The organism is Aliiglaciecola sp. 2_MG-2023 (genome assembly GCF_030548145.1).
Classification (GTDB): domain Bacteria; phylum Pseudomonadota; class Gammaproteobacteria; order Enterobacterales; family Alteromonadaceae; genus Aliiglaciecola; species Aliiglaciecola lipolytica_A.
This window is the reverse complement of record NZ_JAUORY010000010.1, coordinates 110034-134600: the sequence shown is the minus strand read 5'-3', so window position 1 is coordinate 134600 and position 24567 is coordinate 110034. Positions and strand designations below refer to the sequence as shown.

21 protein-coding genes are annotated in these 24567 nt (G+C 40.2%); 4 read left to right on the top strand and 17 right to left on the bottom strand.

The window, feature by feature from the left end:
- Window positions 1-60 precede the first annotated feature (60 nt).
- Window positions 61-636, top strand: a complete 576-nt coding sequence (locus Q4567_RS12375) for a thymidine kinase (RefSeq protein WP_216046841.1) — start codon at window positions 61-63, stop codon at window positions 634-636.
- Between the two features lie 96 nt (window positions 637-732).
- On the opposite strand, the gene prsR is transcribed toward Q4567_RS12375, so the two are convergent.
- The 13 genes from prsR to Q4567_RS12310 form a co-directional block, all read right to left on the bottom strand.
- Window positions 733-2094 (bottom strand): PEP-CTERM-box response regulator transcription factor, encoded by a 1362-nt coding sequence (prsR, locus tag Q4567_RS12370; RefSeq protein WP_216046842.1) that lies wholly within the window; start codon window positions 2092-2094, stop codon window positions 733-735.
- A 27-nt stretch (window positions 2095-2121) separates the two neighbouring features.
- Window positions 2122-4146 carry an XrtA/PEP-CTERM system histidine kinase PrsK gene (gene prsK, locus Q4567_RS12365; protein ID WP_303500550.1) on the bottom strand — a complete coding sequence of 675 codons (2025 nt, stop codon included), beginning with the start codon at window positions 4144-4146 and terminating at the stop codon, window positions 2122-2124.
- A 105-nt stretch (window positions 4147-4251) separates the two neighbouring features.
- On the bottom strand, window positions 4252-5376 hold the full coding sequence (locus Q4567_RS12360; RefSeq protein WP_303500549.1) for a beta-ketoacyl-ACP synthase III: 1125 nt from the start codon (window positions 5374-5376) through the stop codon (window positions 4252-4254).
- 171 nt (window positions 5377-5547) lie between these two features.
- On the bottom strand, window positions 5548-6504 hold the full coding sequence (locus Q4567_RS12355) for a hypothetical protein (protein WP_303500548.1): 957 nt from the start codon (window positions 6502-6504) through the stop codon (window positions 5548-5550).
- Window positions 6505-6550: 46 nt separating this feature from the next.
- Complete coding sequence (locus tag Q4567_RS12350; RefSeq protein ID WP_216046846.1) at window positions 6551-7183, bottom strand: hypothetical protein; 633 nt, start codon at window positions 7181-7183, stop codon at window positions 6551-6553.
- The gene (locus Q4567_RS12345) at window positions 7176-7718 is read right to left on the bottom strand and encodes an RNA polymerase sigma factor (protein ID WP_216046847.1); all 543 of its coding nucleotides are present in this window, start codon (window positions 7716-7718) and stop codon (window positions 7176-7178) included. The genes Q4567_RS12350 and Q4567_RS12345 overlap by 8 nt, the downstream gene beginning before the upstream one ends.
- A gap of 71 nt (window positions 7719-7789) precedes the next feature.
- Window positions 7790-8701: a hydrogen peroxide-inducible genes activator gene (locus tag Q4567_RS12340; protein ID WP_216046848.1), complete on the bottom strand. Its 912-nt coding sequence runs from the start codon at window positions 8699-8701 to the stop codon at window positions 7790-7792.
- Window positions 8702-8830: 129 nt separating this feature from the next.
- Window positions 8831-10099, bottom strand: coding sequence for an inorganic phosphate transporter (locus Q4567_RS12335; protein WP_303500547.1), 1269 nt, complete (start codon window positions 10097-10099; stop codon window positions 8831-8833).
- Window positions 10100-10112: 13 nt separating this feature from the next.
- The gene (locus Q4567_RS12330; protein ID WP_216046850.1) at window positions 10113-10790 is read right to left on the bottom strand and encodes a TIGR00153 family protein; all 678 of its coding nucleotides are present in this window, start codon (window positions 10788-10790) and stop codon (window positions 10113-10115) included.
- A gap of 194 nt (window positions 10791-10984) precedes the next feature.
- A complete protein-coding gene (gene phoU, locus Q4567_RS12325) occupies window positions 10985-11662 on the bottom strand; it encodes a phosphate signaling complex protein PhoU (protein ID WP_216046851.1) in 678 nt (225 codons plus the stop codon).
- A 13-nt stretch (window positions 11663-11675) separates the two neighbouring features.
- The gene (pstB, locus tag Q4567_RS12320; RefSeq protein ID WP_216046852.1) at window positions 11676-12482 is read right to left on the bottom strand and encodes a phosphate ABC transporter ATP-binding protein PstB; all 807 of its coding nucleotides are present in this window, start codon (window positions 12480-12482) and stop codon (window positions 11676-11678) included.
- Window positions 12483-12495: 13 nt separating this feature from the next.
- Complete coding sequence (pstA, locus tag Q4567_RS12315) at window positions 12496-14055, bottom strand: phosphate ABC transporter permease PstA (RefSeq protein WP_216046853.1); 1560 nt, start codon at window positions 14053-14055, stop codon at window positions 12496-12498.
- Entirely contained in the window at window positions 14048-16210 is a 2163-nt protein-coding gene (locus Q4567_RS12310) for an ABC transporter permease subunit (RefSeq protein ID WP_303500546.1), read from the bottom strand. The genes pstA and Q4567_RS12310 overlap by 8 nt, the downstream gene beginning before the upstream one ends.
- Before the next feature lie 247 nt (window positions 16211-16457).
- Between Q4567_RS12310 and Q4567_RS12305 the strand changes: the two genes are divergently transcribed.
- The 3 genes from Q4567_RS12305 (at window position 16458) to ppx (ending at window position 20693) form a co-directional block, all read left to right on the top strand.
- Window positions 16458-16961, top strand: coding sequence for a glycine cleavage system protein R (locus tag Q4567_RS12305; RefSeq protein WP_216046855.1), 504 nt, complete (start codon window positions 16458-16460; stop codon window positions 16959-16961).
- 96 nt (window positions 16962-17057) lie between these two features.
- The gene (gene ppk1 / locus Q4567_RS12300; protein ID WP_216046856.1) at window positions 17058-19121 is read left to right on the top strand and encodes a polyphosphate kinase 1; all 2064 of its coding nucleotides are present in this window, start codon (window positions 17058-17060) and stop codon (window positions 19119-19121) included.
- A gap of 45 nt (window positions 19122-19166) precedes the next feature.
- Complete coding sequence (gene ppx / locus Q4567_RS12295; protein WP_216046857.1) at window positions 19167-20693, top strand: exopolyphosphatase; 1527 nt, start codon at window positions 19167-19169, stop codon at window positions 20691-20693.
- Window positions 20694-20744: 51 nt separating this feature from the next.
- Here the strand turns inward: ppx and Q4567_RS12290 are convergent, their stop codons facing one another.
- The 4 genes from Q4567_RS12290 to epd all read right to left on the bottom strand — a co-directional run bounded on the left by Q4567_RS12290 (window position 20745) and on the right by epd (window position 24486).
- A complete protein-coding gene (locus Q4567_RS12290; protein WP_303500543.1) occupies window positions 20745-21083 on the bottom strand; it encodes a hypothetical protein in 339 nt (112 codons plus the stop codon).
- A 145-nt stretch (window positions 21084-21228) separates the two neighbouring features.
- Window positions 21229-22128 (bottom strand): fructose bisphosphate aldolase, encoded by a 900-nt coding sequence (locus Q4567_RS12285; protein ID WP_216046859.1) that lies wholly within the window; start codon window positions 22126-22128, stop codon window positions 21229-21231.
- A 90-nt stretch (window positions 22129-22218) separates the two neighbouring features.
- Window positions 22219-23397, bottom strand: coding sequence for a phosphoglycerate kinase (locus tag Q4567_RS12280; RefSeq protein WP_216046860.1), 1179 nt, complete (start codon window positions 23395-23397; stop codon window positions 22219-22221).
- Window positions 23398-23478: 81 nt separating this feature from the next.
- On the bottom strand, window positions 23479-24486 hold the full coding sequence (epd, locus tag Q4567_RS12275) for an erythrose-4-phosphate dehydrogenase (protein ID WP_216046861.1): 1008 nt from the start codon (window positions 24484-24486) through the stop codon (window positions 23479-23481).
- Window positions 24487-24567 lie beyond the last annotated feature (81 nt).

Here is a 24567-nt window from a genome sequence, read left to right as displayed (position 1 = left end):
ATCACTATTTTAACTTTTAAAAACCACTGTGTTTCATTGCATAGTCATTAGAGCAGCTTTATGGCCCAACTATATTTTTATTATTCTGCAATGAATGCAGGTAAATCCACTTCACTACTACAATCAGCATACAATTATCAAGAACGTGGAATGCGAGCGGAAATTTTTACCGCTGCGCTAGATGATCGTTACGGCATTGGCAAAGTCGCATCGCGAATTGGCTTAAAAGCGGATGCACACCTTTTTAATCGAGAAAGTGATTTATTTGAAAGTATCCAAGGCTTACATGAAAAAGGAAAAATTGACTGTATATTTATCGATGAAGCGCAATTTTTAAGTCAACAGCAAGTGAAACAGTTAACCGGGATTGTCGATCAACTAAAAATTCCCGTATTGGCCTACGGATTGCGAACTGATTTCCTCGGTGAGACCTTTGAGGGAAGTCACTATCTGTTGGCATGGGCCGATAAAATGATTGAATTAAAAACAGTCTGTCATTGTGGTAAAAAAGCCAACTTCGTGGTGCGCTGGGATGAGAATGGTAACCCAGTAAAACATGGAGCTCAGGTGCAAGTTGGGGGTAACGACACATACGAATCAATGTGTCGCAAGCATTTTACGCAGTTGGTTTGGTAATAAAAAGTGAATTGAAATGCTAAAACCAATTCACTAAAAAAATCCCTCAGTATTTATATCCTGAGGGATTTTTTAATTCACAACCAATTAAACCTATTATGCACCGGTCTTTATATCATCCAAATGGTACTTATCAATTAATGAGTATAATGTTGGTCGTGTCACACCTAGCAATTCAGCAGTTCTCGACATATTTTTCTCAGACTGGTGATAAGCTCGACGTATTGCCCGACTCTCGGCTAATTCTCTGACTTCTCGTAGATTAAGACTATCAACGGCATCGTCACCATCTTCACGCACAACTAACCCAAGATCATCGGCTTGAATGGTACTGCCTTCGGCCAAAATAACTGCTGATTTTAGTTTATTTTGTAATTCCCGAATATTACCGTTCCACTTGTGTTGTAGCATCGCTTTCACGGCACCATCGCTGAGACCTTTAACCTTTGTTCCAAATTCTTCGTTGTATTGGTTCAAGAAGGTCTTAGCTAATAAAATAACGTCATTCTCACGCTCTCTTAGCGGCGGAATGCTGATAATAATTTCGCCAACACGGTAGAACAGATCTTCACGGAACGTCTGTTCAGCGACCATGTCTTGCAAATTTCTGTGGGTTGCACAGATAACTCGAATATCCACGGGGATTTCACTTCGGCCACCTACTCGCTCAATCACTCGTTCTTGTAAGAAGCGCAGCATTTTGGCTTGTAAACCTAACGGCATGTCACCAATTTCATCTAAAAATACGGTTCCACCTTGGGCGGTTTCAATTTTTCCTAAAGTGGTTTTATTCGCGCCAGTAAATGCGCCTTTTTCGTAACCAAAAAGTTCACTTTCTAAAAGGTTTTCAGGTATGGATGCACAGTTAATCGCGACAAAAGGATTGTCTTTACGCAGACTGTGGTCGTGAATACTGCGGGCAAACACCTCTTTACCAGTACCACTTTCCCCTAACAACAAGGTGCTAATATCAGTCTGAGCAATTTTTTCAGCTTTACGACTAACCATCTGAATACATTCACTATTACCAATAATTTTGCTCATTGATGGTGAAGTTTTGGCTAGTTGTCGATTTTCAAGTTCGAGGTTATATAGGTTGGCTGCGCGATTAATCAAAATCTGAATCGTGTCAGAATCTATAGGCTTTTGATAAAAATCGTAGGCACCTAAGGCAACGGCTTTAAGCGCATTTTCTTTATCATTGTTACCCGTTACCACAATAACTTTTGTTTGTGGTGATAAAGCCAAAATTTCCTCTAATGCAGCCAGTCCCTCAGAAGCATTAGCAGGGTCAGGAGGTAAACCTAAATCTAGTGTAACAACTTTAGGTTCATATCGACGTAATTGGTTGATCGCAGACTGACGATCTTCTGCGAAAACAACTTCGTAATCACTCAAACTCCATTTAAGTTGTTTTTGGATACCTAGATCATCATCAACTACTAATATTCTATCCACTTCTTCCGGGTCCCTCTATAAAGATTATTATTCTTCAGGAAAACTCAGTGTGAACACTGATCCTTTTTGTTCTTCACTTTGGACTTTGATACTGCCGCCCAACCTTTCAACGAAATTTTTGGCATCGTAAGCGCCAATTCCCATTCCGGCGTTACCTTTTGTGGTATCGAATGGTTTAAATAGGCGATTTTCAATAAAATCTTGACTCATCCCTTCACCAGAATCTTTGATGGTAACCACAAGAAAACGTTGGTCAACGCTCATATCAATGCTAATTTCCACTGTTCCATTATCATCAGTAGCTTGTTGTGCATTACTGATGAGGTGATACATAACATTACAGAATTTTTCTTCATCTATCACCAGTTGTTTTTCATCTATTACAATTAAACTGGGATTGGGTAAATTTCCTGCGCATTTTTTAGCGATCACTGAGCGAATACTTTCGGAAACATTACATAGTTTTACACTGCTTCTTTGCGCTTCTTTTTTATCTGTAAGCTGACGTAACATTTTGTCCATACGAGCTTTTGTATGCGTCAGTGTTTCGAAAGTATCGTCAATAAACTCGGGGTTGTCTTTATGTTGCTCCGCATTTGCCAAAATCAAATCTATTTGTGCCAAAACATTCTTTAAATCATGTAGTACAAAAGCTGACATACGATTGAAGGCCGCAAATTGCGCATTTTCCGCGACTTCTTTACCCGCTTCATGATGAAACACATAACTCGATATTTGTGCGGTAACCGCAGTCAGGTAATCCCGTAACTCCCAATTCAGCTTACGCACTGAACGATCACCATTCATAATGGCTAAGCCCCACAACGCTTCCGCTTTATAGATGGGTAGCACAATTTGAAATGAACATTCGTTTAATAATGCATGATTTATTTTTAAGCCTTCGTAAATAAAGGGTTGGTAACGCAACTCTTCGATGTCGATGACCCATTCTTTTTGTTGACAGTAAATTGCCAATTCATTGAGTAGCTGACATTCTCGAGCAGTTAGATCTGGATGGTTTATCTGTGCTTTTGGGTTGAGGCTATGCCCTTCTTTTTTTAATAAAACGCCGGAATCATATTCAATTGCTTGAATCCAGCTATTGAGGGCATTTTCATACACTTGGGAAATATTCGATTCATTGGAAGATAACGCATCGGTTAATTTTAACCATTCAATTCGATAGTCAAATTGATTAACAAAAAAGTGTTTTGTGATAAAGACGCGAATTTTAACCCGTAAGCTATTTGACAGAAACAATGTCATCAACAGTGCCGTAGACAAAACGATGAGCAATATCTGTATTGTTCCTCCCCACTCTCCGCCTACGTATTTCACGAAATAGCCTAACATAGCCATGATAAACAGATAAATACCTGCAACCATCAATAACGAGCTGTGTAACACTATATCTCGGGAAATGAATATATCCACTCCCCAATGTTTGATACGACGAATCGCCAACACTAAAAATGGCAATAATCCGGTATATACATACCCTCTAGCAGCAATATAGTGGACTTCAAGACCACCAACCATAGTGGCATTGGCGAAGGTAACAAATTCAAATAAGTTAGTAGCGCCCAGGTATAACACTAATGGTTTGTAAGCCCACTTATTTTCCCCGGCTTGCCTGTAGAGCAGTTCTAAAATGACCAAAACTTCTAAGGATATTATGGTTTGTGCGAGAAAACGCCAGCTAACGTCGATGCTGAAAAAATAAGGTAATAATATCGAAGCCACAGGTACAGATAACATCACAATCGAAAAAGGACGCACTAATACGTCCTTTAAATTGCGAAAGTCATCTTTAATGCAAGCCAGCAAAAACACCAGCCAGATACTTTGTTTAGCTGCATCCCATAGAAACAGGTTTTCAATTTCTACAGGACCAAATAAAAAGTTAATGTGGAGCAAACACCAGACAGCAGTCCCTGCAGTGGCCAAAATCAATAAGTACTTGACTAATCCAGCCTTTCTGACCGTGAACAGCAATAATAGCAATAGGCTGTAACTCACTACACCTAATCCAAACCCAAGATCGGCTACCATGATTTATTGACTTCCTTGAACGAAACTAACTTTTGTATGCACCCTGTAGCACTTCAATTATCGGTAAAGACTTAACTCTACGTGTTGTAATTCATAGCTTCAATTTTACTTCTTTTTCAACACCAAGCTACCAATAGAATACCCAGCACCAAAGGAACAAATCAGACCAAAATCTCCCGATTGTAAATCTTGATGATGTAAATGAAATGCAATGATGGAGCCCGCCGAAGCAGTATTTGCATAACGATCTAAAACAATAGGTGCTTCGTCACCTTCCGCCACTCGACCAAGTAATTTTTTGGTAATTAAAGTATTCATATTAATATTCGCTTGATGCAACCACCAGCGCTTAACATCAGTTGAAGTCAAACTGTGCTTTGCCAAATGATCGACAATATGAGCAGCAGCCATAGGACAGACTTCTTTGAAAACTTTACGTCCTTCTTGATGAAATAACTTATCAGGCCCATATGGTTCGGTATCAAATACTCGACTCAAGTAGCCAAAGTTAGAACGAATATTGTTGGAAAAATCAGTGACCGCTTTGGTACTGAGAATCTCAAATTGGTGTTCACTGGTTGCAGTATCTTGATGTTCGATAACCATCGCCGTAGCCACGTCGCCAAAAATAAAATGACTATCGCGATCCTTATAATTAATTTGCGGTGAAACCAATTCAGGATTAATGACTAGTACACATTTAGCCGTTTCAGCGGCAACCATCTCGTAGGCTCTATGCACACCAAATGTAGCTGCTGAACATGCAACCAACATGTCAAATGCAAAACCTTTAATTCCCAACGCACCTTGAACTTCAATCGCTATAGCCGGGTATGAGCGTTGCGTGTATGCACAAGAAACAATTACAGCATCAATATCTGCCGCGGTTTTATTCGCCGCTTTTAGCGCCTTTTTCGCTGCATCTAGAGCAACTTCAGCTTGATGAGATATTTCATCATCACTTCGCTCTGGAATATCAGGGCGCATACGGTCGATGTCTAAAATACCGTCTTTGCAGTACACATAACGACTTTTAATACCAGACGCTTTTTCTACAAATTCAGCACTAGATAATGGCTTAGCTTTAACTTCATCAGCCGCTATTGCTTCGGCGTTTTCTTGGTTAAACTTTTCTGCATAAGCATTATAGCTATCAACCAATTCACTGTTAGAAATACTATTTGGTGGTGTCCATAATCCCGAACCACTGATCACAATCTGTTTAGTCATGTATTAAAATCCAATCACTTGTCACTGCAAAAATTAAACTGCCTAAGCTTAGCGTTTTCACAGTCAAAAGTCATGGAACATGCAAAAGCAATTTAATTGTATTGCTAAGTTAACTAAAAATACCGTGGGGTGCACGGTATTTTCAAAGGGTTAATATTGTTTAATAGCAGATTAGAATAGATAGGCATCAGCATTAGATAGTAACTGCTTAGGCGTTATTTTATCTTTTACACAAGATTGAATATCTTTGTTTTTAAACACATAGATACGGTCTTCAGATCCGCTCTTCACAGCTGAACCCAAATTCGACAAAACGAAAGTTACGTTTTCATCGCTTGGCAATGCCTTAAAGCCGTTTCCATATTTACACAAAGTAGAGGTGACATTATCTTCAAACTGGGTTAAAAATGCCGAGTATTGCTGCTTCCTTTGCATAAGTCGTTGTTCAGCTTGTTGTTTTTGATCTGCTTCCAATTGTTCGGCATATTTGTCAACACTGGATTGACGTTTTTTCAACTCAGCTAACTCAGCATCTAACTCTGCTTTTTGCTCTTGTAAATTGGCCTTGCGCTGGCTATCAGCAGTGCGCATTTCAAACTCTATATCCCGCAAGCGACGCTTATATTCGCGCTGCTCCCAAGCTATTTCACGCTCTTGTTGATTTAATTCCCGTAGTTTTTCTCTTGCTTTATTCATCGCCCCGCTTGCTAATCGTAAAGACTCTTCAACTTCTTCACTCCAGTGTTCATCATCAAATTCGATGAATACCTCATGCTCTTCGTCTCCAACAACAGGCAATGGAGGAATAGGCGGTAGTTCTGGAGCTAGTACAAACTCATTGTTGGTATCAAAAGAAAATGAAAAGTGTCTATTTTGAGCACTGCTGTTTAATTCAAATACCACCCCTTGAGCCGATAAATATGTAACTTCCAATCCCCGTAAGCGAATACCGTTTTTGTTTTCCCCTTGCGCCATGGCAGTTTTCATAATACCACTCATTATCTGCAGTTCACTGTGCAATTCTGACAGGTTGGTTTTTGCCCAAACTGCACTTGAAGCGAGTCCAAACATCACTGCTACTGTGGTAGTTGCCAATGATAATTTCTTAAATTTTTGATAGGTTTTCATTTTTACCTCTTTATTCTTGCAAATTAGATACACAATATTTCTGGTTCTAAGGATTACCACTTGGACTGTCGTAAATCGCTTTTTCGAGCTGATTTAACTGCCGAGCGTAAAACAATTGGTCGTCGTTTCGCTGTTCATTGATGAACTTTATGAGTTCTCCGAAATCCTCTTTACGTTCTTGCCTACTAGAGGCTAGTAAGTACTGAGTCAATTGGGTGCTTGCATCTAATTGCTGTTCACGTAACGACATAACATAACTATTTAAAGCTTCATTTTGTTGTACTTTAAATTCATTTAATTGTTGGGCGACTTTTTGCTCGATACTCTGGTTAGAATCAGCAAACCCGAATGTCACCTTGCCATTTTCGACACTTGCTTCAAAACCACTAAAAACCAAAACAATAGCAACAATCGAAAGCGCGCTCGAAAATACCGGTAAACCTTGCCATTGCCACCATTTAGGTGGTTGCTGATAATCAAAACTATTCGCCTTGTTCCACTTAGGCACTATTTCTGAGCGATAATCTTGCGCTAGCAAGGAAGCTTGGTTTGCCATTTCAACCTGCTCAGAAAAGCGCTCATTTTCAGTGCACAATTTCTCAAACTGTTTTTGTTGTTGCGGGCTCAATTCCCCTTGCATCCAAGCTGCGAGTAACTCAGATTCATTTAAATCAGGCATATTCAACCTCCAATAAAATTTTTAACTTAGATAGCGCACTGTACATTCGGGATTTCGCGGTATTGGCTGAAATACCCAGTTGTTCAGCTATTTCTTCAAATGTAAATTGTCCGAAAAATTTCAGTTCAATAACGGCTTTTTGAGATAGCGGTAACTGTTGCATTGCACTAACCAGTTGATTAGCATCTTGTGAAGAAACCATTGACGCTTCCAGGCATGGCTCAGCGCTTTCTATCTCAGGACTATCATCAAGGGCTTGATTTGGTTTTTTGCGCCGATAAAACTCAATGCATCTATAGTGAGCAATTTTAAAAAGCCAGCCCCTAAAGCTGCCATCTCCGCGGTAATTACTTAAATTACGGAAGACTGAAATAAACACTTCTTGCATCAGATCTAAGGCATCTTCGCGAGTGCCTGTCATCCGAATACCATAGTTATACACTTGAGTTTCATAGCGTTTTATCAGATTCAGCCAAGCTCGTTTGTTTCCATTCAACGCTTTGGCTATTAACTGTTCTTCGCTTTTTTCAAACACTTAGATGGTTCCATTAGTCTGCTTGTGAATATAGTCGAGACCAGGTTTCAAATAGTTTGAAACTTGTAAAATTATTTTTTCAATGTAGGAATGGGCATCAATGGTGACAGAAGTTCTGCTAATAATCGGAATAACCGCACTCGGGTGGTCCCCGAACGCCAGACTAAACCAATCTCTCGATAAGCATTATCTTCAGCAGGCATAGATACTAATTGCGAGGTACTCAATATATGATGTTCAATAGCGAGCTCAGGCATAAATGTAAAGCCAAGTTTGCTATTCGCCAGTTCAACTAGAGTATGCAAGCTCGATGCAGCCAGTGAACTAACTTGCTCGGAGTGCTGAAGTCGACAAGCGCTAACTGCATGGCCTGTCATGCAATGCTCTCGCTGTAGCAAGAATACGCTCTCTTTTGGCAGTGCAGACATATCCATTGGCTCAGGTAGGGAACTAACTAAGTCGCTATGGGCAATTAAATGGAAGGGATCATGGCCAATCACCAATTGTTTGCAACCTGGGGTTTCCATAGGTAAAGCTAAAATCAGAAGATCTAAAATACCATCATTTAATTGTCGTAAAAGGTTTTCCGTGGTGTCTTCTTGCAGTTTTAACTGCAACTCAGGGAAGTTCGATTTGACCACTCCCAACACGCCTTCAAAGATAAAAGGAGCGATAGTAGGAATGACGCCTAGCTTTAAATTACCCGCCAACCAATTTCCCGCAGACTGCGCAAAATCGACCAATTCAGTCGCATCGTTTAACAATTTTTTACTGCGCTCAACTAACTCCAGTCCAAACGGCGTAAAAACAAAGGTTTTATGATCCCGTTCTAAGAGTTGACAAGCAAATTGTTCTTCGAGATTTTGAATCGCGGTACTGAGAGTAGATTGACTCACACAACATAGCTGAGCAGCTTTATTAAAATGCTGTACTTCATGGAGAACAACGAGGTAATGCAGATGCTTTAAATTAGGCCATTTCATTATTTATCTTCTAAAAAACTGATTACATAAGCTAGTTTAAATCAGATTTTTAAATATTCAAATCAAATAAAAACGGCACCAAAAGGTGCCGCTTTGAGAAAAAATAAAAATCGCTTTTGGGAATTTAGATTAAGGTGCAAAAATACCTTTAAGCATAAAGAAGAAAACAATAGATAATGCTGCGCCAGCTGGCAAGGTGACAACCCAAGAGATAACAATATTACGTACTACACCTAGATTTAATGCCGCGATACCACGGGCCATACCTACTCCTAACACAGCTCCCACGAGAGTTTGTGTTGTAGATATTGGCAACCCAGTACCAGAAGCAATAACCACTGTAGAAGCGGCAGCAAGTTCTGCGGCAAAACCCCGACTTGGTGTCAAATGGGTAATACCGTTACCAATAGTTCGAATAACGCGATGACCGAATAACGCTAGGCCAGAAACAATACCCAAAGCACCAAGTGGCAATATCCACCAATCCAAAGTTGCTTTTGCGGTAATTTCACCATGATTATTGACCACGGACACCACTGCAGCCAATGGCCCAATCGCATTCGCCACATCATTTGAACCGTGAGCAAACGCCATACAACAAGCGGTAACAATCATTAAAATAGCAAAGACTTTCTCAACGTTAGCAAAATGCATCGATCTGTCTAGACTCTCGTCAAATTTGATTCGATTTATATATAAACGTCCGACAATTGAAACAAGTATCGCGATAATGACCGAAAACACACAAGCTTCAACATACGTAAAGTGTAACCCTACGTGCTTCAAACCTTTAGTGATGGTCACCAAAGACATCACAAAGCCAGCGAACGCCATGTAAAAAGGCACATAACGTTTGGCATTTCTAAACGGATTATCAGTATCGAAGATGAGACGTTGAGCGCTCATAAAGATGAGAAACGCAATAAAGCCTGAAATTGCGGGTGTCACAACCCAACTACCAACAATGCCACCAACTTTGGCCCACTCGACGGCTTCAGAGCCTATGCCTACGGCGGCGAATCCAACAATGGCACCAATAATGGAGTGAGTGGTGGAAACTGGCCACCCCAAATAGGAAGCAACAGCTAGCCATATACCAGCTGAGAACAACGCGGCTATCATTCCGAACACGAGTAGCTCGGGAGTATCAGTAAAATAGGCTGTATCTATAATGCCTTTTCTTATTGTTGAGGTAACCTCGCCACCAGCCAGATAAGCACCGGCAAATTCAAACACCATTGCAATAAATACAGCTTGTTTAATGGTTAACGCTTTAGACCCAACGGATGTACCCATCGCATTAGCCACATCATTAGCGCCAACCCCCCAAGCCATTAAAAACCCAACAACAGCTGCAACAACAATCAGGATAAACCCGTAGTCATTAATAATTTCCATAGAGGTACGCCTTTTATCCCGCTAACATCAATTCAAGTCGAGCACCTATTCGCTCTGCCGTGTCGGCTAAACCGCCGACTAATTCAATGATGTTGTATAAAAACATAACATCTACAGGATTCATTCCAGATTCCATTTTCATTAAGGAGCTGCGCATAATTATTTGCAGGCTATCTGTTTCATCTTCTATTTCATCAAGTTGAGCTATCATTCTTTCAACTAGATCAACTTCTCTGCCTTTAAAACCAGCTTCTAACAATTCATCCAATTCATTGATGACGTTTTTAGCTTGGGTTGAGGCATCAAGACACCTAAGCAAATAGGTATTGAATGACTCCTGCAATGATTCGGGAATCTGTAACTGACGACCAATAATACGACCAGAAATATCTTTCGCTTTGTTGGCCAACTTATCTTGCTGTGTAATCAGGGCAAGTATGTCTTGACGTTGAATAGGCATAAACAAACCTGTTGGTAAGTTAGTCCTTAATTCACGTTTAACCTTATCTGCCTGTTTTTCCAGTTGAGATATTTGTTGTTGTACAGCCTCTGCACTAATCCAATCACATTGGTAAACATGTTGGAAAAATACAGCAAGTAATTGAGTACACTGATCGACCAGATCAATATGATCTTCAATCGGCTTCAGCGGTGATTTTGCAAATACACCAAGAAATGAATTTGTTGACATTATATATCTCTAAAATAATCGATTAGCCAATCCAGAAGCCTGAATCATACGCGAAAGACTAGCCTGTTTATATGACATTTTTATGACACACCTGAAACCCTTTAAACAAAAGGGGTCTAGCGAAAAATCATAAAACCCAAAGTGCTTTAAAAAAGCACAAATTAGAATAAAAAATCAGCCTAACAAATGCTGGGTTAAATTTCACGGTTGTCAGAACCGTTAACTAAAAATATGACGTACTCACAAACATTCTTACATCGGTCACCAATACGTTCGAATGAGCGTAATGCCCAGAGTACTTCTAACCAATTTTCTAACTCATCAGAATGCTGCTGCATCTCTAAAATAGTAATACTCAACAAATCCTTATATTGAGCATCGATTGATTCATCATTTTGATAGGTTTTCTCAGCCGCCTCTAAATCAAGTCTAGCAAATGCATCTAAAGTATCTTTGAGCATCTCCAAAACATGTTCACCTATTACCAACATACTAGACTTAAGGGAATCGGAATCTGGAACATTGGAATGAGAAATGAGTTTTGCTACTCGTTCTATTTCATCTCCCATGCGCTCGATATCGGCTGTCGCTTTGGCGATTGTCATGATTAAACGAAGATCACTAGCTGTTGGATGACGTCGAGCAATGATCCGCATGCACTCTTCATCAATCTGAATCTCCATGGAATTAATTTCTTTATCATTAATTACCACTTTTTCAGCTAAACCCGCATTATTGGTTTTCAATGCCTGCAAGGTATCGTTGAGCTGCTGCTCTAACAAGCCTCCCATGGTCAACACTGAATTTTTGAGATCTTCTAATTCTTTGTTAAAACCGACGGAGATGTGGGTGTTGATTTCAATGTAAGCCATAGATTTTCTGTTCCTACCCGTACCGTCCAGTTATATACGCTTCGGTCTGCTTTTGTTTAGGCATTGTAAACACACTATCACTATCAGAATATTCTATAAGCTTACCTTGATGAATAAAGGCAGTGTAATCTGATACACGAGCAGCTTGCTGCATATTATGAGTAACTATGATGACAGTGTGCTGCTTTTTCAGTTGATTCAGCAGTTCTTCGATATGCAACGTAGCCAAAGGGTCTAATGCTGATGTAGGTTCGTCAAGCAATAGTATCTCTGGTTTTAGCGCCAAAGCGCGAGCAATTACCATCCGTTGTTGCTGGCCCCCTGATAGGGTTAACGCTGAATCGAATAAACGGTCTCTGACTTCTTTCCAAAGTCCGGTTTCACGTAACGCCTGCTCTACCGCATCATCAAGCTTTCGTCTCTCATGGACACCTTGTAATTTCAATCCATAAGACACGTTCTCGAAAACTGACATGGGGAATGGATTAGGTTTTTGAAAAACCATCCCCACACGAGTGCGCAAAGTCGCTACGTTTTGTTTACGATGATAGATATCACTACCAGAAATAATCACCTGCCCTGTAACTTCACATCCATGAATTAAATCATTCATGCGATTAAAGCAGCTAATTAAACTGGATTTACCGCAACCACTTTGACCGATCAATGCCGTAACCTGATTTTTAGGGATCTGCATATTGATGTCTTCAAGTACTTTTTTCTCACCGAAGCGCAAATTAAGCTGTTTCACTTCAACCGCAATTTGCTCTGGTTTTAAATTATTGACATCTAATTTGTCATGTTCAAACAGTTTTAACATGAATTCTCATACCCTAATTTTGTGCATATTGTTTGCGAAGTCGATTACGGATAAAAATAGCGATTAAGTTTAAGCTCAACACAATCAACAGCAGCAACAGACAACAAGCAAAGATAAATGAAGAGCCATTACCAATATTTTGACTATGGAATGCACCATCATAAATTAGTACACCAAGATGCATAAACTGACGCTGTAAATGAACGAATGGGAATTCACCGTCTACAGGCAACGCTGGCGCAAATTTCACTGCCCCCACTAACATTAAAGGCGCAACTTCCCCTGCTCCCCTAGCAATAGCTAATATTACACCTGTCATAATACCTGGGCTAGCAATGGGTAAAATCATTTTAAAGATAGTTTCGGCTTGTGTAGCTCCTAGCGCGTAACTACCATCTCGGAGAGATTGGGGTACTCGTCGCAAGCCTTCTTCTGTCGCGACAATGACAACCGGCAGGGTCAAAATTGCCATGGTTAATGAAGCCCAAAAAATACCGGGCGCGCCAAATGTGGCAGCAGGAAGATCATCGGAGAATAGAACTTCATCAATACTTGCTCCTACTACATACACAAAAAAGCCAAGTCCAAAAACACCGTATACAACCGAGGGAACACCAGCCAAGTTATTCACCGAAATTCGAATTAATGCAGTCATCTTGTTTTGCGGAGCATATTCATACAAATAAACCGCTGCCAATACGCCAAATGGGGTGACTAAAATGGTCATTAATAACACCATCACAATAGTCCCAAACAACGCAGGAAAAACCCCTCCCGAGGTATTGTTTAATTTCGGTGAGTCGCTAATAAATGACGCAAAAGAAGATATTGCAGAGATGAGTTTGTCACCCAGATTCATTGAATTTGGAAAGCTAACATTACTAATTTCTTGCATATTTATGGGATAGGTTGTGCCATTTGCAAATGCAACCGTCAATACAAAGCCTTGCAGAGTTTGTTCGACATCCGCCAGCACATCCTGTAACTCATAAAAACGTTTTGACAGTTTAACCCGAGCTGGTGCATCTGCTTTAACCCCTCTGCGATCCAAACTAGCAAGTGCACGGTGAATTTCAGCAAGCTCTCCTTTACGAATAAACTCAGTGGAGGCTACTAGCTGGTTAATTCGGCCTTGAATTAATTCAAACTCTTGCATACCTAATGTATTGCCATCGGAGTCGCGTATTGACTCGACTTTAGCGATTACCATCCCGCCATTTTTCAACTCAATAACAGCTAGATCAGGAATCGTTTCAGAGCTGATTAAACTGGATTTTCTGAGCGTTATCTGACCACTAAAGAGTTGTTCTGCCGATGAAAAGCGGTAATGTAAGATTTCTTCACCGACACGCATGGTTTTTGCGTCTAGCTTCACAAAGTGGCTCTGATAAGTGCCGTCTTGTTCCTGATACACAATAGCCTGGATGCTTTGCGGCCAAAAAAAGGTGCCACCACGAACGAAAATAAATAACGAAAGAGCAATCAATACCAACACTAAAAAACCCGCCACTGCCGCGGTCAAACTGGTCGCCATGGATTGCTTTTGTTCGAGATTAAACTTCCAATTAGCCATGTTGATAGTTTTTCCTTAGCCACTGACGTAGTAACTCAGCAAAAGTATTTAGCACAAACGTAAACAAAAATAGCACAAGCCCCGTTAAGAACAGGATTTGATAATGGCTACTACCAACTTCTGCTTCCGGCATTTCTATGGCTAAGTTAGCAGTTAGCGTGCGTAAGCCTGACAATAAATTCCAATCCGCCACTGGTGTATTGCCGGTCACCATTAACACAATCATTGTTTCCCCAAAAGCTCTGCCTAGCCCTAAGGCAATGGCACTTAAAATACCTGGATAGGCTAAAATCAACACCACTTTTCGCAGCGTTTGCAAACGAGTTGCGCCCAGTGCCGAAGAAGCTTGTTTTAGGGTATTTGGCACTTCATAAATTGCATCTTCAGCCAGAGAATAAATACTCGGTACAATAGCTATTCCTAGCGCCAAGGCTACTACAAGGGTATTTTTATTAATGTTTTCCAGTGTATCTATGGGCAACAACCAGTGCCCATGAAGATTGGCGCTTGCCAACGACATAACATCGGTAATGGAATACACAAAAATGCCCAAGCCAATCAGTAAAATGCTTGCAAGGGGTAATTCCCATCCCTGTTTAAAACGTTGGGGTAAGCGTTGCACCAAAGGATGATGTAAAAGCGCAAACAAAAATAAAACCAGAGGCAGCAGCAAGACAAATAATAATAATGACAAGATAAATTGCTCGGCTAACGGAGCTAACCAAATAGCCGCAATGAAACCTAACACCACAGAGGGTATTGCTTCGAGCACTTCGATGCTTGGTTTAATCCAATTGCGCAATCGCTCTGGCGCGAAAAATCCAGTATAAATTGCAGCGCACACAGCTAGCGGAACCGCAATTAAAAGCGCTAAAAAGGATGCTTTTAAACTACCTATAACCAGAGGAACTAAACTAAATTTGGTTTCGTGATAATCAGCAGCTGACGTAGTTTGCCAAACGTAATCTGCTTGCGGGTAACCTTCATAACTATTTTTTCCCCACAAAGATTGAATCGAGTTCACAGCGGAGATCGAGTTCACATCGAAAACATTCAAAGTGTTATTCGTGACTGTGTATAAAAGGTTCTGGCTCAATAATATTTGATTACTTATATGCTCAGTGAAACTGTCGCTTACTTGCTCTCCGGTCACATAATTAATGATCTTAAGCTGATTTTTTTGGTCAGTTATAAATGCTGCATTTTCAGATTGGTGAATAAGAATATTTTTCGGTTGATACTCTGTAACCATTGAATACATGGGTTGAAAGACTAATTGCCCTTGGGCATTCACGATACTCCATTTTTGCAGCGTTTTATCCTGCAAACCTATGAACAGGGAGCGTTGACTTGGAAAGACATTCAATGTGCTGATGGCTTGATCAAAAGCAATGTGGTTTAACCTGCCAGAGGTGATGTCATGTGTAGTAAGTTTGCTATCAGCAACATACACAAATTGTCCAATTCTCGGCAGTAGTAATAGATGTTCAGGGTTGTTCACCTCAACAACATCGATTTCATTTTTACTGCGCCGGTCAATGCTATATACTTTCCACATTTGACCTTGTTGCACCGATAGCATGATCGTGTTTGCAGACAGTTGGAAGTCAAACTTATCCGTTTTTATCACAGGTTCGACGTCGGTTACCGCCAGTGTCATTTCTAGCTCAGGAAATAAATGTTTATCAACTTGATTTAGTTTTTCAATGCGTAATATCCCTGAATGACTCAATATCGCCAAGTACAGTTGACCATCATAGGCTTTAACTTTTACTTGGTCGGTGCAAAGCGCAGGGATAATTTTACTTTTTACTAAACTTGAATTGGACTTACTTGCCGATTGAGAGTAAAAATTCACCCGACAATCTTTATCCATGGTAACAAGTGGCACCGAATTGATAACATCGCCAAGATATAAAATTGATTCATTTGGGGTGATAGCAAACTGATATTTTGGTGAAATACTCACATCACGAGCCAAGGGCAAAACTTGGATGACCAATTGCCAGAGTAATAATCCCAGGGTCAGCAAAACTAACCATCCTGATGTTGCAATGGCTGCTGCAACTAGACGGTTTTTTACTTTCCTTAAACGCGCGACTTTCACCGTTTGGGTATTGCTAGACGATGATTCATCAATTGATGACTGACCCACAAAACTAACCCTGATTTTGAAATTGTGCCTAGTGTAATGGATATAGACAAACTGGCAAGTGACAATCTTTTCGGTCACCTCATCTCATATTGATGAATCGGCATATATAATGACGCAAATCAAAACAATGATTAATTTACGAATTATCATATGATTAGGCTATGATACTAATTAGTCAATCAATCTTATCTATCCAGCACGACTCGATAGGTATAACTTTAAAATAGTTAAGTTGAGGGGTGTTTCAATGAAACCAATAATATTAACTTTAATCGGAAAAGATAAACCTGGACTCGTAGAGTCACTTGCGCAAAAAGTTTATTCCTTAGGAGGCAACTGGTTAGCAAGTAACTTTTCCTACATGGCGGGTCATTTCGCTGGGTTTGTCGAAGTTGATATTCCTGTCGAAAACCATGACACCCTAATCGAATTTTTGCAAAAGCATCCCAACTTAACTATCCACTCGGTGAGCGCTGATAACGACTCAAATAACAAATCCGATATCGTAGAAATTGATATTACGGGCAACGACAAACCAGGTATTGTGCAAGAACTCACAACTACCTTGAGTCGTTTTAATATAAACATTATTAAATTTGAATCTAGTTGCCAAAGCGCGCCGAATTGGGGCAGTTTATTGTTTAAAGCCCATGCGGTTGTTGCTATCCCCGAAGGTTTCCAACTTGATGAACTTTCCGACGCACTAGAAGATATTGCCAACGATTTGATTGTCGATGTAGATTTAAGGTAGTTATTTAGGTTGAAATCATCGAATTTAACAAAACTGTCATACAAACAATGGAACATTCCATCCTATTGAAAAAGCTCGGGAAAAATCAGGTAACTAATGTATCCAGAACAAATCTATTATCCAAAAGAACTAAGTTGGCTTTCTTTTAATGAACGTGTATTGCAAGAAGCAGCGGATAAACACAATCCAATCGTTGAAAGAATTCGATTTTTAGGCATTTTTTCCAGCAATATGGATGAGTTTTACCGAGTCAGAGTGGCGGAAGTAAAACGCTTAATTTATATTCACTTAGAAGAAGGTAACGAGCAAGCAGCAGAAAACACCAAGTTGTTGATGGAAAAAATTCAACACAAAGTGGTGGTTCTAACGGATAACTTTGAAAAAGTTTACGATGATGTTATCGCCGGACTGAAGCGCTACAACATCTACATAGTAGACAAAAACCAACTATCCCCGTATCAACAAGAATGGTTAACAAACTATTTTAAAAACAAAATATTACGCCATATTGCACCTATATTACTGCATAAAAAAGTCAACCTTGTCGATCGCCTGAATGACTTTGGCACCTATTTATATGTGGCTATTTATAAAAAAGACCGAGCGACTAAATACGCAACGATTGAGTTGCCCACCGAAGCCATGTCGCGTTTTATTCAAATTCCGCCTGAAAAAAGCCGTAAAAAGAAACACATCATATTAATTGATGACGTTATTCAACTTTGCTTAAGCATTGTGTTTAAAGGCTTTATTGAATTTGATGAAATGGAAGCTTACTCATTTAAAGTGACCAGAGATTCAGAATATTCTATCAATGATGAGATTGATGAAAGTTTCGTAGAAAAAATGTCTGAAAGCATGAAGCAACGTTTGATAGCTGAGCCTGTAAGGGTTATCTATGATGCTGATATGCCAGAAGAAATGTTAAAAAATCTCAAGAAACGTTTAAAAATCAGTTCTTTTGATAGTTTGATAGCGGGCGGTGCCTATCGAAACTTCAAAGACTTTATTGGTTTCCCAAATGTCGGCAGAAGTTATTTAGAAAATCCACCTCTACCAGCAATAAATACGCACTTATTTACTGATTTCGACACGGTATTTGATGCTATTAAACATAAAGATATTTTACTTTATTATCCCTATCATCGATTTTTACATTTTACCGAGTTTGTGCGCCAAGCGGCATTTGACCCCAGCGTCAAACATATCCGTCTGAATATTTATCGCGTAGCGAATAAATCGCGAATCGTCAATTCACTTATCGACGCCGTAGACAATGGTAAAACAGTAACCGTAGTGGTCGAACTGCGTGCGCGTTTTGATGAAGAAGCCAACATTGAATGGTCAAAAACCATGACCGATGCCGGGATCCGAGTTGTGTTAGGTTCTCCTTCATTCAAAATCCATAGTAAATTATGCGTGGTCAGTCGTGAAGAAAAAGGGGAGCTAGTACATTATTCTCATTTCGGTACGGGTAACTTCAATGAAAAAACAGCTAAAATTTATACTGACTTTAGCCTGTTTACCCGTAACCAAGAATTAGCTCAAGAAGCAATTTGGGTATTTGATTTGATTCAATTGCCTTACCGTCGCAATAAATTTCAACATCTGCAAGTATCGCCACTAAATGCGCGCACCAAAATTCAGATTTTAGTGCGCCAAGAAATCCAAAATGCCAATGAAGGCTTACCATCAGGCATCACTTTAAAAGTGAATAACCTAGTTGACCAACAATTAATTGACGATTTATATCGAGCCGGTCAGGCTGGTGTCAAAGTAAGAGCCATAGTCCGTGGCATGTGTTCACTTATACCGAATATTCCCGGAGTAAGTGAAAACATCACTATTATTAGTATTGTAGATCGCTTTTTAGAACACCCAAGAGTGATGTCTTTTACAAATGCGGGAAATCCTAAAGTGTTTATTTCTTCGGCCGATTGGATGGGAAGAAATATGGATAATCGCATTGAAGTGGGTTGTCCTATTTATGATGAAGACTTAAAAAAACGCATTATTCATATTCTGGAACTGCAATTGAAAGACACCATCAAAGCACGAATCATTGATGCGGAACAAACCAATAAATATGTGAAGCGTGGAAATCGTAAAAAACTACGTTCTCAAGTGGAAATTTATCACTATCTAAAATCACTAGAATAATACACTATATCGAGATGTAAGCCGCCTTAAGGAATGATGTCATAAATGTCACAATTCAGTGAAGCCTTCAGTAATATTGAAGCTAGACCCACAACTCAAGTTGCGGCGCTTGATATCGGCTCGAATAGCTTTCATCTAGTGATCGCGCGAATTGTTGCCGGTAGTGTGCAAATCCTGCACCGTGTTAAGCAGAAGGTTCGTTTAGCTGATGGTTTAGATAAACATCATCGCTTATCCGACGAAGCCATGCAAAGAGGCTTAGATACCCTACAAATAATTGCTGAGAGTCTCAAAGGCTTTGAACCTGACACGGTAAGAATTGTGGCTACTTACACGCTGCGTAAAGCCAAAAACGCAAAAGATTTTATTCAAGCGGCTAAGCAAATTTTACCTTACCCTATCGAAGTAATATCCGGTATTGAAGAAGCTCGTTTAATCTACTCAGGGGTCGCCCACACAGTTCAAAATAATGGCCAAAGGCTAGTAGTCGATATTGGTGGAGGTTCAACTGAATTTATCATTGGCGAAGGTTTTGATAGTAAAATAATGCGCAGCTTACAAATGGGCTGTGTGAGTTATACAAAGCGTTTTTTTGCGGAGGGGGCTCTCACGGCTGGCGCCTTTAAAAAGGCGATTACCGCAGCCCAACAAGAACTTGAATTGATAGACGCTAAATACCTAAAACTAGGTTGGCGACACTGTATCGGCACCTCTGGCACCATCAAGGCAATAGTGCTGTTAGCCCAATCATTAGATGATGCTAATCCAGAGGGTTTTGTATCACTGGACAACCTAAAAACGTTGCGCGACAAGTGTATATCCGCAGGCCATATCAAAGACTTAAAGTTAGCCGTCACAGAAGACCGAATTCCAGTCTTAGCTGCTGGTATTTCAATCTTAATTGGAATCTTTAAAAGCCTCAAAATAGATTCAGTAGAATATTCTGCCGCAGCTTTACGGGAAGGTGTGATATACGAAATGGAAGAACACCTGGCGCATCACGATATTCGTGAACGCACAGCACAAAGTCTGGCGACCCGCTATGATGTCGATGTAGACCAAGCAAAACGCGTTCATGTGACGACTCTAGAGGTATATAACCAGTGTAAGAAAGTGTGGAAAATCGGCGGTCAAGAATATCGTAACTTATTGAGTTGGGCGGCGCTGTTACATGAGGTTGGACTGCAAATAAACTCCCGTGGCGTGCAGCGCCACTCAGGATACATTTTGCATAATGTGGACTTGCACGGTTTTAACCAAGAGCAACAAATATTACTTTCGATTTTAGCTCGATTTCACCGCAAAAAAATACGTCCTGACGAACTTCCGGAATTTTGGCAATTTGATTCAGAGGCGGTAAAAAAACTGATTATAATTTTACGCTTAGGTGTACTACTTAATATCAAACGGCAAGATGACTTTTTGCCTGAGTTTAAGATTGTAATAGAAGATAAATCATTACAAATCACCTTCCCTGAACAGTGGTTAATGCACAAGCCGATTATCAGTGCAGATTTGGCTAGAGAAGCCGAATACTTAGGTGTTTTAGATTATAAACTGTCTTACTCTTAACCGTTGTTAAACAGCAAATAGAGCATTCATTGAGATCCACTGCGAGTTGACTTAACGGCCTAGATAACTATCAATTAAATGGGTTAATTGCTCATCAAGATGAGCCTCAAAATCGTCTAGGTTTTTATTAAAGGCACTAAGATACAATGCAGCTTGCTGCTGATTTAAACGCTTCCCATTCGTTTTATATTCGGTTTCTGGCAAAGATTTATCATACCTTGGGATAATCACCCAACGAATAAAATCGGAATCTAAACCCACCACCATTTTTTTTGCGTGTTTACAAAACCCCTTTATGTGGGCTGCGCCCTCTGGCCCTAGACATCCGGGCTCAACTCGGAATGTTACCGTAAGCTTTTTATACAACGGCAATGGCAATTCGAATTTCATAATTATCCTAATGTCGGTAACCGGAATTTTTCAGTGCTCAGTCAGCCGTTATATTTTAGTCGTGATAATCAAAAAATGTTAAACCTAACAGCAGAAAACAAAAAAGCCGGACAAAAGTCCGGCTGTTTAGTCGTTTACACTATTACTAGGTAATTGAAGCTTGATAGATACTTTCAATAGAAGCATCTAGGGTTTCTTCAAATTCTTTATCAGAAAGTTGCGCAAATAACCCTTCTGATAGAGCTCGTGAGAAACTTGCAATAATACCTTTATTTGCCTTTAAACGGTTGTTGGCTTCTTCTCTTGAATAACCACCAGACAAAGCAACCACTTTGAGTACACGAGGGTGCTCAATTAGCTCAGAATAAAAACCATTCACTTCAGGCAAAGTCAGTTTTAACATCACTTGCTGGGTGTCTGGTAATGCATCCAATTGAGCTAAAATTTCAGCTTTAAGAATTGCTTCAGCGGCTTCTTTATCAGGCGCATGAATATCAACTTCTGGTTCTATAATAGGAACTAGTCCCTTAGCCAATATTTGTTGCCCTACTAAAAACTGCTGTTCAATTACGGCTTTAATGCCAGCCGGATTGGCAGATTTCACCACTGAGCGCATCTTGGTACCAAATACATCTTTCGCATTGGCTTTATCAAGAACGTCATCTAAGCCAGGCATTGCTTTCATTAGCTGAACGCCATTCTCTTCTGCTTCTAACCCTTTATCCACTTTAAGAAATGGGACAACTTGCTTTTCTTGCCACAAATAGTGAGAACTGGCTTTACCTTCAATATCCCTATCTAAGGTATTTTCAAACAAAATAGCGCCTAGTACTCGCTTACCATTAAACGCTTTGTTGGTGATGATTCGAGTGCGCATTTCGTGCACTTTACCGAACATCTCTTCGTCACCGTTATATTCATCTTCGGTCACGCCATACAGTTTTAATGCTTTTGGGGTACTACCACCACTTTGATCCAAGGCCGCGATAAATCCATTATCGGACTCTATTTTTTTAAGCATGTCTAGTTGTGCTTGTGATGCCATCCGCAACACTCCTTTTTATTTGAGTAGAATACAAAACTTAACTTGAGTGTTTCACTACACTTCTTCTTGGAGTAATCAATCTGACGACTGTCACTCTTTTGCCCTTGCTTCCAACATTGCTACAGCAGGTAACGTTTTGCCTTCTAAGAACTCCAAGAAAGCACCACCACCTGTTGATATATACGAAACTTTGTCAGATATACCATATTTGTCTACTGCTGCCAAAGTATCACCACCACCAGCAATTGAAAAAGCACTGCTTTGTGCAATTGCCAACGAAATTGCTTTGGTTCCTTCACCAAATTGATCGAATTCAAAAACCCCTACTGGCCCGTTCCATACGATAGTTCCCGCCTGTCGAATTAACGCGGCAAGTTGATTTGATGTTTGTGGTCCAACATCAAAAATCATATCTTCGTCTGCGACTTGTGTAACAGCCTTCAAACTGGCTGATGCGGTTTCTGAAAACTCAGTGCCAGTCACCACATCCACGGGTACTGGAATATTGCCACCGTTGTCACTTGCCGTCTGCATTAATCGTTTTGCTTCAGGAATCAAATCTGCTTCATATAAAGATTTGCCCACATTATGCCCTTGTGCAGCAATAAATGTATTGGCAATCCCGCCACCAACGATTAATTGATCAACTTTACTAGAAAGTGACTCTAACACGGTTAATTTAGTAGAAACTTTAGAACCACCCACAATAGCCAACAAAGGTCGGGCTGGATTGTCTAAAGCTTTACCAAGTGCATCTAATTCATTGACTAACAAAGGTCCCGCACAAGCTATTGGAGCAAACTTACCCACACCATGGGTGGAAGCCTGCGCTCTGTGCGCGGTGCCAAAAGCATCCATTACATACACATCACATAAGCCAGCATACTGCTTTGCAAGCCCTTCGTCGTCTTTTTTCTCACCTACATTGAAACGTACGTTTTCTAAAACGACAACTTCACCTGTTGCCACTTCCACACCATCAAGATAATCAGAGGCTAAACTAACCGGACAATCGAGGTGATCATTCAAATAGTTGACGACAGGTTGCATGGAGTACTGAGCGTCAAACTCGCCTTCAGTGGGTCTGCCTAGGTGCGACATCACCATTACCTTGGCACCTTTTTCAAGCGCTAGTTTAATCGTTGGTAAGGCTGCTTTAATTCTCGCATCTGATGTCACTTTGCCATCTTTGACTGGCACGTTGAGATCTTCGCGTATTAACACTCGTTTATCTGCGAGGGTCAAATCTGCCATACTGAGTATCGACATATAGGTTCCTTTAATCTTGCTATTATTGATTGTTAATCTATAACATCATTAAGTATATTTATTTTTAATTACATTTATAGTTCAAATACGAAACATAGCTTGCGCAGTGTCTAACATTCGATTCGCAAAACCCCACTCGTTATCACACCATACCAGTGTTTTCACAAGTTGTTTGTGACTCACTCTGGTTTGTGTGCCATCCACGATACAAGAATGTGGATCATGATTGAAGTCTATTGATACCAAAGGCTCTTCAGTGTAACTCAATATTCCGTTTAATCTGCCCTGACCTGCTTGTTTCAACACCTGATTAATGTCATTTATTGACACTTTTTTATCTACTGTCACACTCAAGTCCATCGCTGTGACATTAATTGTAGGCACTCTGACAGCGATCGCTTCAAATTTTCCTGCAAATTTTGGCAACACCCGTTCAATACCAGCAGCTAATCGGGTATCTACGGGAATAATCGATTGGCTAGCAGCTCGTGTTCGGCGCAAATCTGGATGATACGCATCAATCACTTGTTGATCATGCATAGAAGAATGAATGGTTGTGACTGTGCCGCTTAACACATCAAATGCTTTATCAAGAACTTGAATTACCGGCACTATGCAATTTGTAGTACAAGAGCCATTGGAAACAATGCGATCATCACTTTGCAACAAGTCATCATTGATACCGTAAATAACAGTAGCATCCATGTCTGGTGTCGATGGGTGGGAAAAAAGTACTTTTTTAGCGCCTTGGGCAATATGAATTTCCGCATCCGCTCTATCGTTGTGAACGCCTGTGCACTCTAAGACTAAATCCACATCGAGCTCGGCCCAGGGTAGCTTGTCTAAAGTAGCGAACTGTAGCAATTGAATCGTATCACCGGCCACATTCAAACAATCCCCATTCAGGGAAACCGGAAATCCAAAACGACCGTGAGCTGTGTCGTATTTTAATAAATGAGCGATGCCTTCAGGATTAGCAATCTCATTAATTGCAACAATTTTGATTTGTTCGTGTCGAGCTGTTTCGTACAAAGCCCGCAATACGTTTCGACCTATGCGACCAAAGCCATTTATTGCAATTCGTATCATGTCACTCTTAATACATAAATGGGCACGCTCTGTTACAAGTGTACCCTTTTCTAGTAATTAGGTTACCAACACTAAAAACCT

Bases quoted from the DNA above. Each gene is read 5' to 3' on its own strand.
- Q4567_RS12375 (WP_216046841.1), top strand. From the start codon at position 61: ATGGCCCAACTATATTTTTATTATTCTGCAATGAATGCAGGTAAATCC.
- prsK (WP_303500550.1), bottom strand. From the start codon at position 4,146: ATGGTAGCCGATCTTGGGTTTGGATTAGGTGTAGTGAGTTACAGCCTA.
- Q4567_RS12360 (WP_303500549.1), bottom strand. From the start codon at position 5,376: ATGACTAAACAGATTGTGATCAGTGGTTCGGGATTATGGACACCACCA.
- Q4567_RS12355 (WP_303500548.1), bottom strand. From the start codon at position 6,504: ATGAAAACCTATCAAAAATTTAAGAAATTATCATTGGCAACTACCACA.
- Q4567_RS12350 (WP_216046846.1), bottom strand. From the start codon at position 7,183: ATGCCTGATTTAAATGAATCTGAGTTACTCGCAGCTTGGATGCAAGGG.
- Q4567_RS12340 (WP_216046848.1), bottom strand. From the start codon at position 8,701: ATGAAATGGCCTAATTTAAAGCATCTGCATTACCTCGTTGTTCTCCAT.
- Q4567_RS12335 (WP_303500547.1), bottom strand. From the start codon at position 10,099: ATGGAAATTATTAATGACTACGGGTTTATCCTGATTGTTGTTGCAGCT.
- Q4567_RS12330 (WP_216046850.1), bottom strand. From the start codon at position 10,790: ATGTCAACAAATTCATTTCTTGGTGTATTTGCAAAATCACCGCTGAAG.
- phoU (WP_216046851.1), bottom strand. From the start codon at position 11,662: ATGGCTTACATTGAAATCAACACCCACATCTCCGTCGGTTTTAACAAA.
- pstB (WP_216046852.1), bottom strand. From the start codon at position 12,482: ATGTTAAAACTGTTTGAACATGACAAATTAGATGTCAATAATTTAAAA.
- pstA (WP_216046853.1), bottom strand. From the start codon at position 14,055: ATGGCTAATTGGAAGTTTAATCTCGAACAAAAGCAATCCATGGCGACC.
- Q4567_RS12305 (WP_216046855.1), top strand. From the start codon at position 16,458: ATGAAACCAATAATATTAACTTTAATCGGAAAAGATAAACCTGGACTC.
- ppk1 (WP_216046856.1), top strand. From the start codon at position 17,058: ATGTATCCAGAACAAATCTATTATCCAAAAGAACTAAGTTGGCTTTCT.
- ppx (WP_216046857.1), top strand. From the start codon at position 19,167: ATGTCACAATTCAGTGAAGCCTTCAGTAATATTGAAGCTAGACCCACA.
- Q4567_RS12290 (WP_303500543.1), bottom strand. From the start codon at position 21,083: ATGAAATTCGAATTGCCATTGCCGTTGTATAAAAAGCTTACGGTAACA.
- Q4567_RS12285 (WP_216046859.1), bottom strand. From the start codon at position 22,128: ATGGCATCACAAGCACAACTAGACATGCTTAAAAAAATAGAGTCCGAT.
- Q4567_RS12280 (WP_216046860.1), bottom strand. From the start codon at position 23,397: ATGTCGATACTCAGTATGGCAGATTTGACCCTCGCAGATAAACGAGTG.
- epd (WP_216046861.1), bottom strand. From the start codon at position 24,486: ATGATACGAATTGCAATAAATGGCTTTGGTCGCATAGGTCGAAACGTA.